Origin of the sequence: Burkholderia sp. AU16482 (genome assembly GCF_002223285.1) — a bacterium.
Lineage (GTDB): Bacteria > Pseudomonadota > Gammaproteobacteria > Burkholderiales > Burkholderiaceae > Burkholderia > Burkholderia semiarida.
The window spans coordinates 324,529-338,512 of the sequence record NZ_NKEY01000003.1; the positions used below are offsets into that span (position 1 = coordinate 324,529).

The window sequence follows — 13,984 nt, forward strand, 5'->3', positions numbered from 1 at the left end:
CCCGGCGCTCGCGCCGCGGCACGCGCGAGCGACTTGACGATGACAGGCGCGCGTGTCCATGACGTCCGATCCGGCGAACGTTCCCCACCCTGACGCATTGCCCAACCCGCGCGGCGGCGCCGTGCGCGCGGCCGACGCGTGGCTGGCGGCGGCCGCCGACGCGTTCGAGCGGCGCGACGACGCCGCGGCGCCGCTTGCCGCTGCCGCGGCCGTACTGGCGGAAGCCGGCTGGCTGCCGGCCGCGCGCTTCGCCGGGCAACTATCGGCGGCCGTGCCGCTCGTTGCCACCGAGCCGACGTCGGCCGGCTGGCGTGCGGCGCTGCGGGATTTTCGTGCGGCCGTCGGGCGCCACAATCTGCGCGAGCTTGCGTGCTCGCCCGTTCTCTTCGAGCATTTCCGGGCGTTGCGCGCGCAAAGCGCCGCCGACCTGCGCGCAAGCGTGCCGCTCGATGCGCTGGCGCTGGTCGGCCGCGCGGTGCCGCCCGCCACGCTGCGCGCGCTGCCCGATACCGTCGCACCCCGGATTCGCGCCCGCTACGAGCAGGCGCTGCTCGGCGTGCTGCGTGCCGAACACGGTGCGCCGGGCGCGGCGCTCGACGAACTCGACGCGCTGCTCGCCGCGCTCACCGACGACGCACCGTACGACTTCTGGCGGCTCGCGGCCGCGTGCGTGCGCGCACTGCGGGCAAGCGGCGCGCCCGAGCTCAAGCGCTTTCTCGCGCGGACCAACCTGCTGCTCGGCGAACACGCGCAGGGCCGGCGCAGCGCGCCGCCCGACCTGGTGCGCGAGACGGTGGCGCTGCTGTGGCGCGATTTCGCGCTGTTCGGCGCCGCGGCCGAGGATGTCGCGCTCGTCGACGTGCTGCACGACTACGGGTTGACGGTCGACTGGCACGTCGCCGGCACGCCCGCATCGGAGGCGCTGTGGGAGGCCGATGCCGCGCGGGCCGAGCACGATGCGGTCGCCGCCGCCCCCACTCGTGCGCTCGGCGTCGTGACCGTCAACGCGCATGCCTACGAGGATTTCCTGCAGACCGCCGATGCGTCGATGGCCGATCTGGCGGCCAATCCGGCCACGGCCGACGCCGGCGCCGCATGGCACGCGTCCGGCGCCGCCTATCGGGTCGGCACGGCCGCGTGCGCGCTCGGGCTCGGCCACGCGGCGCTGCTGGCCGATACGCTCGGCCTGGCGTGGCGCCGTGCGGCGCACGGCGTGCCGCTCGCCGACGGCGGCCTCGATGCGCACCGCCATGCGTCCGACATGCTGCGCGCAGCGCTCCTGAAGATCGCGGCCGGCGTCGCGCCGCCGGACCTCACGGCGGCGTCCGAAGCGCTCGGCGCGGCGCTCGGCCGGAGCTGACGAACAAGGGGACGGACACGCGACGGCGGGCCTCGCCGGGCGGGCCTGCAACACGCTGCCGACAGCGCCCGCGCGCGTGTTAGAGTGCCGTGTGATCCGCGCGCGCCGTTGCCAGCGCGGCGCGGCGTTGCTTGTTGATCGCGGCCCGGTCAGGTCGCGGCGTCTTTGCTAAAATTCAAACCATGTCAAAGCCTTCCGATCGCATCAATCTCACCAACCAGTTCCTGATCGCCATGCCGAACATGGCCGATCCGACGTTCTCGGGGACGGTGGTCTATCTTTGCGATCACAGCGAGCGCGGTGCGCTCGGCCTCGTCATCAATCGTCCCACCGACATCGACCTCGAGTCGCTGTTCAACCGCATCGACCTGAAGCTCGACATCGAGCCGTTGCTGCACATTCCCGTGTACTTCGGCGGCCCGGTCCAGACCGAGCGCGGCTTCGTGCTGCACGAGCCGGTCGAGGGCGCGAGCTACAACTCGTCGATGTCCGTCGACGGCGGGCTCGAGATGACGACGTCGAAGGACGTGCTCGAGGCGGTCGCAACGGGCACCGGCCCGAAACGCTTCCTGCTGACGCTGGGCCATGCGGGCTGGGGCGCCGGCCAGCTCGAGGAAGAAATTTCCCGCAACGGCTGGCTGACCGTCGCCGCCGATCCGCGCATCGTGTTCGACACGCCGGCCGAGGAGCGCTTCGAAGCCGCGCTGGGCCTGCTCGGCGTGAGCTCGTCGATGCTGTCCGGCGAAGCAGGGCACGCATGAGTGGCGCGAGCGCGCGCGATGCGACGCTCCTGGCGTTCGACTACGGCGAAAAACGGATCGGCGTCGCGATCGGCAATGCGCTGACGCGCTCGGCGCGTGCGCTCGTCGTGATCCAGAACCTGAACCGCGAACACCGCTTCAAGGCGGTCGGCGACCTGCTGGCCGAATGGCGGCCGGACGCGCTCGTCGTGGGCCTGCCGATGCATCCGGACGGCACGCCGCACGACATGACGCAGCAGGCGAAGCGCTTCGGTAACCAGTTGAACGGCCGCTTCGGGCTGCCCGTCACGTGGGTCGACGAGCGCTATTCGTCGGTCGAGGCCGAGGCCGGGCTGCGCGAGCGCAACGTGCGCGGCCGCGCCCGCACCGACATGCTCGATGCCGAGGCCGCGCGCGTCATTCTTCAACAGTATCTCGATCAATTGTCCGACCATGAGCATCATTGACGCCGAGGCGCTTTACCGCGTCCTGCTCGACCAGATTCGCGCCGCGTACGGCACGGCGTTCGCCGAACCGGGCGGCCCGCGGCTCGCCGGCATTCACAGCGGCGGCGCGTGGCTCGCCGAGCGCCTCGCGCGCGATCTCGGCGCACCGGCGTTCGGCGTCGTCAACGTCGCGCTGCACCGCGACGACTACGCGAAGAAGGGGCTGCACAGCCAGGCCAGCCCGACGTCGCTGCCGTTCGACATCGACGGCGCGCGCATCGTGCTCGTCGACGACGTGCTGTACACCGGGCGCACCGTGCGCGCGGCGCTCAACGAGCTGTTCGACTACGGCCGTCCGGCCGCGGTCGAGCTCGCGGTGCTCGCCGATCGCGGCGGCCGCGAGCTGCCGGTCGCCGCACGCTTCGCGGGCGGCACGCTCGACGTGCCGGCCGGCGCGACGCTCGTGCTCGCGCGCGACGACGCGCGGTTCACGCTGCGCGTCGAGTCGCACGGCGCCTGAACCACACGCGAACCGTATCCCGGGCCGCTGGTTTGCACCGCGGCCCGTTTGCATAGTTGGAATCACGCACACCATGACCACCGACACCACTGGCCGCACCGGCAATCCCGCGGCGGCCGCGAGCCCTGACCGGTTTCGCTACGGTTTCCTGAAGGGCAACCCGCAGCTCACGAAAAACGGCGAGCTGAAGCATCTGCTGTCGATCGAGGGCCTGCCGCGCTCGATCGTCAATCACATCCTCGATACGGCCGAGCAGTTCGTCAGCGTGACGGATCGTGAAGTGAAGAAGGTGCCGCTCTTGCGCGGCAAGTCCGTGTTCAACCTGTTCTTCGAGAACTCGACGCGCACCCGCACGACCTTCGAGATCGCCGCGACGCGCCTGTCGGCCGACGTGCTGAACCTGAACATCAACGCGTCGTCCACGAGCAAGGGCGAATCGCTGCTCGACACGATCAACAACCTGTCGGCGATGCATGCCGACCTGTTCGTCGTACGCCACGCGTCGAGCGGCGCGCCGTACCTGATCGCCGAGCACTGCGCGCCGCACGTGCACGTGATCAACGCCGGCGACGGCCGCCATGCGCATCCGACGCAGGGCCTGCTCGACATGTACACGATCCGCCACTACAAGCGCGACTTCACGAAGCTGCGCGTGGCGATCGTCGGCGACATCCTGCATTCGCGCGTCGCGCGCTCCGACATCCACGCACTCACCACGCTCGGCGTGCCCGAAGTGCGCGCGATCGGCCCGCGCACGCTGCTGCCGGGCGGCCTCGAACAGATGGGCGTGAAGGTGTTCCACAACCTCGACGAAGGGCTGAAGGGCGTCGACGTGATCATCATGCTGCGCCTGCAGAACGAACGGATGAGCGGCGCGCTGCTGCCGTCCGCGCAGGAGTACTTCAAGACGTGGGGCCTGACGCCCGAGCGCCTCGCGCTCGCCGCGCCCGACGCGATCGTGATGCACCCGGGGCCGATGAACCGCGGCGTCGAGATCGATTCGCAGGTCGCCGACGGCCCGCAGTCGGTGATCCTCAACCAGGTCACGTTCGGCATCGCCGTGCGGATGGCGGTGATGGGCATCGTCGCCGGCAACAGCGACTGAGCCCGCTTTCGCGCATCCTCGTTCAGGCATTCAACGCAATCAACGCATTCACAGACAGCGCATGAAGATTCATATCAAAGGCGGCACGCTGATCGACCCGGTCGCCGGCACCGAACGGCAGGCCGACGTATTCGTCGCGGACGGCAAGATCGCCGCGCTTGGCGGCGCGCCGGCCGGTTTCAACGCGGACAAGACGATCGACGCATCGGGCCTGATCGTCGCGCCCGGCCTCGTCGACCTGTGCGCGCGACTGCGCGAGCCCGGCTACGAACACAAGGCGACGCTCGCGTCCGAGATGGCCGCGGCCGTCGCGGGCGGCGTCACGACGCTCGTGTGCCCGCCGGACACCGACCCGGTGCTCGACGAGCCGGGCCTCGTCGAGATGCTCAAGTTCCGTGCGCGCAATCTGCGGCAGGCGAACGTGCATCCGCTCGGCGCGCTGACCGTCGGCCTCAAGGGCGAAGTGATCACCGAGATGGTCGCGCTGACCGAATCCGGCTGCGTCGGCTTCACGCATGCGAACGTGCCGGTGCGCGACACGCAGGTGCTGCTGCGCGCGCTGCAATACGCGAGCACCTATGGCTACACGACGTGGCTGCGGCCGCTCGACGCGTTCATCGGCCGCGGCGGCGTGGCCGCGAGCGGCGCGCTCGCGTCGCGGCTCGGGCTGTCCGGCGTGCCGGTCGCGGCCGAGACGATCGCGCTGCACACCATTTTCGAGCTGATGCGCGTGACGGGCGCGCGCGTGCACCTCGCGCGGCTGTCGTCGGCGGCCGGCCTCGCGCTCGTGCGCACGGCGAAGGCCGAAGGGCTGCCCGTGACTTGCGACGTCGGCGTGAACCACGTCCACCTGATCGACGTCGACATCGGCTACTTCGATTCGCAGTTCCGGCTCGATCCGCCGCTGCGCGGCGAGCGCGACCGCGAAGCGATCCGCGCGGCGCTTGCCGACGGCACGATCGACGCGATCTGCTCCGATCACACGCCGGTCGACGACGACGAGAAGCTGCTGCCGTTTGCCGAAGCGACGCCGGGCGCGACGGGGCTCGAGCTGCTGCTGTCGCTCACGCTGAAATGGGCGGACGAGACGCGCACGCCGCTCGCGCAGGCGCTGCGCCGCATCACGGCCGCGCCGGCCGACGTGCTGCAGCTGCCGGCGGGGCGCCTCGCCGAAGGCGGCGCGGCGGATCTGTGCGTGTTCGACCCGCGCGCGCACTGGCGCGTCGAGCCGCGTGCGCTGAAGAGCCAGGGCCACAACTCGCCGTTCCTCGGCTACGAACTGCCGGCCACCGTGCGCGCGACGCTCGTGGGCGGGCAGGTCGCGTTCGAGCGCCACTGAACCACGCCGGACCTTCGCCATGATCGCCTTTCGCAAGCTGCGTCTCGTCTTTCACCTATTGCGCGGCATGGTGATCGTCGCGCTGCGTTTTTCGCACGTCACGCCCGCGCACCGCGCCGAGTTGACGCGCCGCTGGTCGGTCAAGATGCTGCGCATCTGCGGGATGCGCCTCGTCGTCCACAACGACGGCGCGCGGCTTGACGCGAGCGCGCTCGTCGTGGGCAACCATGTGTCGTGGCTCGACATCTACGCGGTCAACGCGTGGCGGCCGACGCCGTTCGTGTCGAAGGCCGAGGTGCGGCAGTGGCCGGTCGTCGGCTGGCTCGCCGAGAAGCTCGACACCGTGTTCCTGCAGCGCGAGAAGCGCACCGAGGCGATGCGGATCATGCACGAGATGGCCGAACGCCTGCGCAACGGCGGCGTGATGTGCGTGTTTCCGGAGGGGACGACGTCCGACGGTCAGGATCTGCTGCCGTTCCATGCGAACCTGTTCCAGTCCGCGGTGTCGGCCGGCTGCGCGGTGCAGCCGATCTGCCTGATGTACGAGGACGCGCACGGGCGGCAGTCGGTCGCGCCGGCCTACACGGGCGATTTGTCGCTCGGCAAGTCGCTCGACATGGTGCTGCGCGGCGGCCCGCTCGTCGCGCATTTGTACGTGTGCGAACCGATCGCGCCGGGCGGCGATCGCCGCGCGACGTCCGCGGCGGCGCGCGATGCGATCGCGACTGCGCTGGCGGCGATGCAGGAGAAGGTCGGCAAGCCGACGGCCGAGTCGCTCGCCGAGCTGCAGAAGCATGCGTATCCGGCGACCGAGCTCGGCGCCGGTGCGGCGGGCGAGGCGGCAGCGGACGCGCCCGTGCCGGGGCGCGAGGGGTGACGCGCTGCCCGGCCGGGTCGGGCCGGGTGAATCAGCGTGTGGTCACTCGCCGCCCGGCGAGCGGCACGCTTCGCACTGCACCTGCGTGACCGTGCGCTGCGCCGGATCGGCCGTCAGCCGTACGGCCGACAACTGGTTTCCCCATACGCAGCCCGAATCGAGCGCGACGACGTCGTCGCGCAGCATCAGGCCGAGCGCGGCCCAGTGTCCGAACACGACCGTCACGTCCGCGGTGCGGCGCCCCGGCACGTCGAACCACGGCAGGTAGCCGGGCGGCGCGCTGTCGGGGCCGCCGTTCGCCTTGAATTCCATCGCGCCGTCGGGCGTGCAGAAGCGCAGGCGCGTGAACGCGTTGAATGCGACGCGCATGCGGTCACGTTTTTTCAGGTTCGGGTTCCATTGGCTGGGTTCGTTGCCGTACAGGCCTTGCAGCGTGTCGCGCCAGTCGGGGGCGCGGAGTGCGCGCTGGAGCTCGTCGGCGAGTTCGAGTGCGAGCGTGGCATCCCACTGCGGCAGCACGCCGGCGTGGACGAGCAGCTTTCCGTCTCCGACATGCACGAACGGGCGGTGGCGGACCCAATCGAGCAGGGCGTCGGCGTCGGGGGCGTCGAGGATCTCGCCGATCGTGTCGCCGGGGCGTTCGGTGCGCAGGCCGGCGGAGACTGCGAGCAGGTGGAGGTCGTGGTTGCCGAGCACCACGGTCGCGCGCGGGCCGAGGTCGACGACCGCGCGTAGCGCGGCGAGGGAGCCCGGGCCGCGGTTGACGACGTCGCCGGCGATCCAGAGCGGGGTGTCGGCGGGGGCTGAGAGCTTGGCGAGTAGCGACTGGAAAGCGGAATGGCAGCCTTGGATGTCGCCGATGGCGATGGGAGGATGGGGCATGGGTTCGTGGCTGTTCGGGAGTCGAGCATACGGTAGCAAAAGTTCGTTCCCGGAGGCTACGCGAAAATTTTCATCCGACACTAATAACTTCACCATGCCTGCGCTTTGGCCACCAAGCACGGGTCGGGCGTCGCTGTTTCAAGTTGTTAGCAACGTGGCTTTTGCATCCGGCGGCTTCATATAATTTGCCGTTCCCGCGCGAAAATTACCATCAGATGACTCTGGCGGGCATGGCGACCGGGTAAAATGCCGGGCCTGAGGCGGCTCGGATGGTTGTTCCCCCCTTGCGATCTGCCGCATGGCAACGTTCGCGGCGTGCTTGTCTTGTACTCGCAGGGACGCCAAATGATCCGATTCGTGGTCATGCTTGCCCCATTTGACTGCTGTCATAGTGGGCCAGGCATCGGCTCGATAACGTGCCAGGGCGCGCTGACATAGTCGACAATTCTGTCTGACGCCCCTATTCCTTCATTTTTGAAAGCTTGCATGCTGACCCTTTCACTTGCGGACCTAAAGAAAAGCATCACGGCGTGGCGGTTGTGGACCTTGCTCGGCTGGCTTGAAATCCGGCAACGCTATGCGCGTTCGCGCCTGGGGCCGTTCTGGCTCACGATCAGTATGGGTGTGATGATTTCGTCGTTGGGTGTCGTTTACGGCACGTTGTTCGGCCAGAAAATCAACGAATACCTGCCGTTTCTTGCTGCCAGCATCGTGCTGTGGGGTTTATTCTCGACGACGATCGTGGAAGGCAGCGTCGCGTACATCAACAGCGCGCCCTATATCCGGCAAATGGCCACGCCGAAACTGATCTATATCCTGCAGGTCGTGTGGCGAAACTTGATCGTCCTTACCCACAACTTCGTGATCGTCATCGCGCTGCTGGCGATCTACGGCGTGAAAAGTTGGGAGACGTTGCCAGTATTCATTCCGGCGCTGCTGGTGTATGTGCTGAACGCCACATGGATCGCGATGGTGGTGGGCCTGCTGTCGGCGCGCTTTCGCGATCTGCCGCAGATCGTGAGCGCATTGCTTCAGGTCGCGTTCTACGTGACGCCGATCATTTTCCGCCCCGATGCGCTTAATCGCTTCTCTTTCATTGTCGAGTGGAATCCGCTCGCGTATCTGATCGACCTCGTGCGTGGCCCGCTTATCGGACAGATGCCCAGTGAATTGACCTGGGCGATCACGGTCGGAATGGCAGCGATTGGATGGCCTGTCGCCCTGTTGATGACCGGACGTTATCTGAAGCGTATTCCGTACTGGGTCTGAGAGAAACGATATGGCGTTTATCGAATTGCAGAGCGTAACGCTCGATTTGCCGATCTTCGACGTGCAAGGGCGTTCGCTCAAGAAGCAGGTGCTCAACATGGGGCGCCGCAACAGGATCGCCGAGGGCAACGACGGTGTGATCGTCGTGCGTGCGCTGGACGAAGTGAGTTTTCGTTTTGAGCGTGGCGACCGCGTTGGGCTGATCGGACACAACGGGGCGGGGAAATCGACATTGCTTCGTGCGATGGCGGGCATCTATCCGCCATCGTCTGGCCAGTTGTTGCGTGAAGGAAGCGTGGTGCCCCTCCTCGATATCGGCCTCGGCATGGACGAGAACTCGACCGGCATGCAGAACATTCGGCTCAGAGGGCTGTTGCTCGGCATGTCAGATGCGGAGATTCGGGAGAAGCAGCGCGAAATCGCTGAGTTCTGCGAACTCGGCGATTATCTGGACCTGCCGATTCGTACGTATTCCAGCGGGATGAAGGTGCGGCTCGCGTTTGCAGTGTCCACTGCAGTCGATGCCGAAATCCTGTTGCTCGACGAAGTGATGGGCGTCGGTGATGCGTCGTTCATGCACAAGGCGGAAGCGCGATTGGCCGATCTTCATAGCCGGGCCGAAATCGTCGTGCTGGCGATGCACTCGAACTCCGAAATCCGCAAGGTATGCAACAAGGTGCTTTGGATGGAGCGTGGTCGCGTACGCGCTTTCGGGCCGACGGAAGAAGTCGTGTCGGAGTATGAGGCGACGACGGCGTGACTTAGCGCATGGCGGGTCATGGGCCATCCTGCGCGCGGGCAGGACGTCCATGCAGGCTCGCATGCTTTAATGGCGAGCCAGGATGCATAAATCAACCGCTGGGCGGATAAACCGAGATGTATCGTTCGTTGCGGGCGTGAGCCCGCAACGACAGTTCAGGTGAGTTGCAAACCGTTGGCTTGCGGCACGCTCCATGCAGGTGCGACCTCCGCCGATCTGCGTCCGCTGAAAATCTCCAGTGTCGTCAGATCTTCTTCGCGTAGCGGATTCGCAATCGTCGCTGACCAGCGCCCCGCAATTTCCGAGATCGAATGGCATGCGTCGATGACCGGTTTCGCGGCGAGCGCGCGCCGCGTCATGTCCGCTAGCGACCGCGCGTAGGCGGCTGCCGAGAAGGTATCGGTGGCCCAAAGCTGCGCTTTTTTGCCAATTGTCCTGATTTTTTCCCGATCGCGGATCAAGGCGGTCAAGCTGGATGAAATGTCGTTAATTTCATTCTTGACCGATACCTTCAGCACGTACTCGTCGGGAATCTCAGAATAGAAGCCGGCATCGGTACAGATGACGGCTTTTCCATAGAGCATTGCCTCGATCGCGGACGCAGATGCTGCTTCGAGCGTCGGCCAGCGCAAGCAACTGACGACGTCGCTCTCGGCGATCGTTTGCGCGAGCACAGCATCATCGACTTCTCCGACGATCACCAGATTCACACCGTGGCTTCTGGCCATACGAGACAGCGACAGCACAATCTCTGGCTGAACATGGCCCACGAGCTTGTAAGTGATGTTGTTTCGGAGCGTTGCACTCGCGCCAATCGCCGTGATAACGCTTTCGACACGCTTGTTCGAATTGACGTGCCCGATGGTCAGGACTTGCACGCGCCCACAGTCCTTGTGAGGCGGGTGCCGTTCGGTCTGAGCAGCCGGCGCATCATAAGGGAGTGCTGACACGCTGACAGGCCCCGAGCACGCTTTCAGCACGCGATCGCATCCCCACGAACTGTGAGTGACGACGCCGAGCGCCATCGAGCAGATCCATTCGGTCATCGGCGAGTCTTCGCACGTGGCGTCGATGAACGCGTCGCCGTTGGTGTAGGCGAAGAAGCGCGCGGCAATCGCTTCACCGTACCAGTTCTTCAGGACGGCATTGGCGTCTGGTAGGTGTGACTGCGCCCAGCCGTAAAACAGATGTCCGAGGTAAAAATCGTGAAGGCATACGATACCCGGCGCCTTCGATATCCAGTGTAGGCAACCCTCATGAAAATCGTAGCTGTTGCCAATCTGGTAGACGCACATATCCGCCGACGCAGTGGCCTGCTGTACGCTCGTGAATTCGTTCCACGCAATAAGTGGCGCGTTGAATTCGTGCGTCGGAAGATCCAGAAACCGGACCGATTCCGTTTGCACGACGCTGACTTCGTGACCTTGCGCAACGAGCTGACGAACAACCAACGACGCCATGCGACCAATTGCCGAGCGTTTGATCGTCGGCGTGAAGATCAATAGCTTCATTGCAGGAGCGCCTCCACGGTTTGCGGCCAATTCACGCCCATGCTTTCCCACAACGCCTTGGCTGCCTGTCCATAAGTGTGTGCTCGTGCGGCGTTCTGAACGACAGCGTGCATGACGCTTGCGAGCGAGGCGGCCTCGGGTTGCGCAACCCATCCCGTCTCGTCGTGCTTGACGAGCCCTAGAATACCGCCGCTATCGTCGGTCGTGATCAGCGCCTTGCCGGCCGTCGCGGCTTCCATGGCAACGTAACCCAGCGAATCTTCGTCGAATGGCAGATAGGCCACGGCCGAGGCCTCGTTGATGTAAGTGGCATACACGTCGCGCGGCAGGAAACGCAAGTCGAGCTTGACGCGATCCGACAGGCCAAGCCGCTCGACGAGTTGATGCAGGCGCGTGCCGTCGGCCGGCGTGTCCGGCGGACCGGCGATGATCAGCCGTACTCCACGGTCGGTTTTCGCGAGCGCTTCGAGGAGGAGATACTGACGCTTCATGTCGTTTACGCGGCCACCTGCGAATACGTAGCCACCCGGCTCGCCGCCGGGAAACATCTCCGGATCATTGACGGGTGGAAGCAGGACTTCAGCGTCGAAGCCGTTGTACTGCTTGAGCCGACGTTGAGTCACCGCAGAGTTCGTGAAGATGTGGCGGCTTTCCGCAAAGCTTTCGTTATCGGCATTGCGGATCATTTCGCGCAATGCGTCACCTTCCGGGCCGGGCGGGAGATTGGTCTGGCCTGCATCGAACAGGTCATACGCCTGCCGGTATTGATGCAGCAGCCAAAGCGACTTCCGATGGTGGCGAATCAGGTACGCCGGAAATTTGAGTGCGATGACGTGGTCCGCATTCGACAATTCGAACGCCCGCACCATCAGCATCTGCGACGGAATACGCGTTGCAGGTTCCCATCGGAACGGGATGCGGAGCACTTCGGCTTCGTGGCCGGCAATCACCAGGTTTCGCTGCAGATGCGCGGCCAACTCTTCCGCACCACCCCAGACGAACGGGGCCATATTGTTGACGACGAGCACCTTCATGCGAGCAACCTTTGGAGCACGTGTTCCCACGAAATGTTGAGCGCCTTCAGGCGTTTGGGTGCCGCTTTCCCCATTTGAATCGTTTTGTTTCGATCGAGATAAAGCCGATCCATCGCTTCCGCGAGTGCTTTGGGATCGGGATCTGCCACATAACCATTGATGTTGTCTTGTACCAACTCCAGCACGCCGCCGGAATCGGACACCGTCAAGACAGGCTTCTCGGCGTGACTGGCTTCGACGCTCGGATAGCCGTACGAATCCTCATCAACCGGGATATAGGCTGCAGCGAGACAATGGGCCAGTTGCTCGATCTTTTCCCCCTCGGAAATCCAGCGATCTTCCAGCAGTACCTTTTCGTCAAGAGCCAGAGCGGAAATGGTTCGCCGGAGGTCGTCTGCGTAGCCTTGCGATCCACTTTTGCCATAAAGGCGCAGCCGGACGGGCGTGGTGACGTATTGCATCGCTTCGATCAGCAGGTGCTGCCGCTTGTGATGTTCGATTCGGCAGATACATACGATATCGTTCGAATAATCCGCGCAGTGGAACCGTTCCGGCTCGAATACCGGCGGGTACAGGATTTCGCTCGGGACGTTGTTGTACTTGTCCAGGCGTTCGGATACGACGCGACTGTTCGTGAAGATCGCCTTGGCTTCTCTCAGACCCGCGTCGTCGACCTGTCGTAGCGCGTCGCGCATGCCCAGATGCTTTTGATCATCCGGGAAGCCCCGGTACGGCGAATCCCACAGATCATAGAATGCGCGCAGGTGATGGATAAACCATACGATCTTGTGCCGATGGGGAATCAGATGCGCTTGCGGCCGGAAACAGATGATCCGGTCAGCTGCGTCCAAGTCGATCCACCGATAGGCCATCATCTGTTTGAACAGCAGATCTGGAGCATCTGTCTCCGGCAGATAGACGCGCTCGACGCGATGTCCTTGCCTTTCGAGCATGATCTGAAGCCACTCGACGATGTTTCTGTAGCCGCCATTGACGAATGGCACGAAAGACGAAACAAGCGCAATCTTCATCAGTCGGCAAGAACCTGCTGCAGGCTGTCGGCAATGCGTTGCACGTCGGCCCGCGTTAAATCCTGATGCGTCGGCAGATTGATGCCGCGCTGCGACCATAGATCAGCGATCGGATAGGTCGACTCCTCCATGTAAGGCGGCAGCACATGCATCGGGTAAAACACCGGGCGCGTTTCGATGGCCATTTCGTCGAGGCATCGCATCACGTAATCCCGCTTGTGCTCGTCGCCTTCGCGCAAGAATACGTTGTACATCCAGAACACCTGCTTGGCCCAAGAAGCTTGGGACGGCAGGACGAGCTTGTCGCGCAGTTCATTCAGGGCTTCGTTGTACCAGCCTGCCAGGCGTTCGCGCTCGGCGAGCGCATTGTCGATGCCTTCCATCTGCGCCAGCCCGATTGCTGCCTGGATGTTGGTCATCCGATAGTTGTAGCCCACGACGGGGAACCAGTAGCGGCGCGTGGGGTCCATTCCTTGGCCGCGATACAGGCGCAATTTCGCTGCAAGCTCGTCGTCGTCGGTGGTGACCATGCCGCCTTCGCCGGTCGTAATGATCTTGTTACCGAAGAAGCTGAAGGTCGCGCAGGTTCCGAGGCTACCGACACGCTTGCCGCGCACTTCCGCGCCATGGGCTTCGGCGGCATCCTCGACGACCCACAAGCCATGTTTTTTCGCGATCTCGTTGACGGCATCCATTTCGGCCGGGTGACCGTACAAATGGACGGGAATGATGCCCTTGGTCCGAGAGGTGATTTTGCGTTCGATGTCGTTTGGATCGATATTCATCGTGTCGGCGCTAACGTCGACGAGCACCGGGGTCGCGCCGCAATAGCGAACGGCGTTGGCAGTGGCGATATAAGTGACCGTCGGGATGATCACTTCGTCACCGGGCTGCAGGCCGAGAGCGACCAGCGCGAGGTGAAGGGCAGTCGTACCGTTGTTTGCCGCAATCGCGTGCTTGACGCCGCAAAATTTCGCAAATGCCTCTTCGAACGCCGGAATGTATTTTCCGTTCGAGGAAATCCAGTTCGTATCGAGGCAATCGAGAACGTACTTGCGCTCGTTTCCGGCCATCTTCGGCTGAGCTACCATGATTCGCTGCATATGAATA

General features: G+C 64.6%; 14 protein-coding genes. 9 read left to right on the forward strand and 5 right to left on the reverse strand.

From position 1 onward, the window contains the following. Window positions 1-58: 58 nt before the first annotated feature. The 7 genes from CFB35_RS03910 (at window position 59) to CFB35_RS03940 (ending at window position 6,387) form a co-directional block, all read left to right on the forward strand. Window positions 59-1,360, forward strand: a complete 1,302-nt coding sequence (locus CFB35_RS03910) for a hypothetical protein (protein WP_089464582.1) — start codon at window positions 59-61, stop codon at window positions 1,358-1,360. 182 nt (window positions 1,361-1,542) lie between these two features. Next, window positions 1,543-2,121 carry a YqgE/AlgH family protein gene (locus CFB35_RS03915; protein ID WP_006491354.1) on the forward strand — a complete coding sequence of 193 codons (579 nt, stop codon included), beginning with the start codon at window positions 1,543-1,545 and terminating at the stop codon, window positions 2,119-2,121. Next, window positions 2,118-2,567, forward strand: a complete 450-nt coding sequence (gene ruvX, locus CFB35_RS03920; RefSeq protein ID WP_006476737.1) for a Holliday junction resolvase RuvX — start codon at window positions 2,118-2,120, stop codon at window positions 2,565-2,567. The genes CFB35_RS03915 and ruvX overlap by 4 nt, the downstream gene beginning before the upstream one ends. Continuing rightward, window positions 2,554-3,066: a bifunctional pyr operon transcriptional regulator/uracil phosphoribosyltransferase PyrR gene (gene pyrR / locus CFB35_RS03925; protein ID WP_089464583.1), complete on the forward strand. Its 513-nt coding sequence runs from the start codon at window positions 2,554-2,556 to the stop codon at window positions 3,064-3,066. The genes ruvX and pyrR overlap by 14 nt, the downstream gene beginning before the upstream one ends. A gap of 73 nt (window positions 3,067-3,139) precedes the next feature. Continuing rightward, window positions 3,140-4,171 carry an aspartate carbamoyltransferase catalytic subunit gene (locus CFB35_RS03930; RefSeq protein ID WP_006476735.1) on the forward strand — a complete coding sequence of 344 codons (1,032 nt, stop codon included), beginning with the start codon at window positions 3,140-3,142 and terminating at the stop codon, window positions 4,169-4,171. 61 nt (window positions 4,172-4,232) lie between these two features. Further along, window positions 4,233-5,510: a dihydroorotase gene (locus CFB35_RS03935; protein WP_089464584.1), complete on the forward strand. Its 1,278-nt coding sequence runs from the start codon at window positions 4,233-4,235 to the stop codon at window positions 5,508-5,510. Between the two features lie 19 nt (window positions 5,511-5,529). Continuing rightward, window positions 5,530-6,387, forward strand: coding sequence for a 1-acyl-sn-glycerol-3-phosphate acyltransferase (locus tag CFB35_RS03940; protein WP_089464585.1), 858 nt, complete (start codon window positions 5,530-5,532; stop codon window positions 6,385-6,387). 42 nt (window positions 6,388-6,429) lie between these two features. Here the strand turns inward: CFB35_RS03940 and CFB35_RS03945 are convergent, their stop codons facing one another. Beyond that, entirely contained in the window at window positions 6,430-7,269 is an 840-nt protein-coding gene (locus CFB35_RS03945) for a symmetrical bis(5'-nucleosyl)-tetraphosphatase (protein WP_089464586.1), read from the reverse strand. 486 nt (window positions 7,270-7,755) lie between these two features. Here CFB35_RS03945 and CFB35_RS03950 point away from each other — a divergent pair, with 486 nt between their 5' ends. After that, window positions 7,756-8,538: an ABC transporter permease gene (locus CFB35_RS03950; protein ID WP_059574206.1), complete on the forward strand. Its 783-nt coding sequence runs from the start codon at window positions 7,756-7,758 to the stop codon at window positions 8,536-8,538. A 10-nt stretch (window positions 8,539-8,548) separates the two neighbouring features. After that, a complete protein-coding gene (locus CFB35_RS03955; RefSeq protein WP_059641972.1) occupies window positions 8,549-9,298 on the forward strand; it encodes an ABC transporter ATP-binding protein in 750 nt (249 codons plus the stop codon). Window positions 9,299-9,453: 155 nt separating this feature from the next. Here CFB35_RS03955 and CFB35_RS03960 read toward each other — a convergent pair whose 3' ends face one another. From CFB35_RS03960 to CFB35_RS03975, 4 genes are read right to left on the reverse strand one after another with little or no spacing between them, the layout of a single operon-like run. Next, on the reverse strand, window positions 9,454-10,809 hold the full coding sequence (locus CFB35_RS03960) for a glycosyltransferase (RefSeq protein WP_089464587.1): 1,356 nt from the start codon (window positions 10,807-10,809) through the stop codon (window positions 9,454-9,456). Beyond that, window positions 10,806-11,843 (reverse strand): glycosyltransferase family 4 protein, encoded by a 1,038-nt coding sequence (locus tag CFB35_RS03965; RefSeq protein WP_089464588.1) that lies wholly within the window; start codon window positions 11,841-11,843, stop codon window positions 10,806-10,808. Before CFB35_RS03965 ends, CFB35_RS03960 begins: the two co-directional genes overlap by 4 nt. After that, the gene (locus CFB35_RS03970) at window positions 11,840-12,874 is read right to left on the reverse strand and encodes a glycosyltransferase family 4 protein (protein ID WP_089464589.1); all 1,035 of its coding nucleotides are present in this window, start codon (window positions 12,872-12,874) and stop codon (window positions 11,840-11,842) included. The genes CFB35_RS03965 and CFB35_RS03970 overlap by 4 nt, the downstream gene beginning before the upstream one ends. Further along, window positions 12,874-13,977, reverse strand: a complete 1,104-nt coding sequence (locus tag CFB35_RS03975) for a DegT/DnrJ/EryC1/StrS aminotransferase family protein (protein ID WP_089464590.1) — start codon at window positions 13,975-13,977, stop codon at window positions 12,874-12,876. The genes CFB35_RS03970 and CFB35_RS03975 overlap by 1 nt, the downstream gene beginning before the upstream one ends. Window positions 13,978-13,984 lie beyond the last annotated feature (7 nt).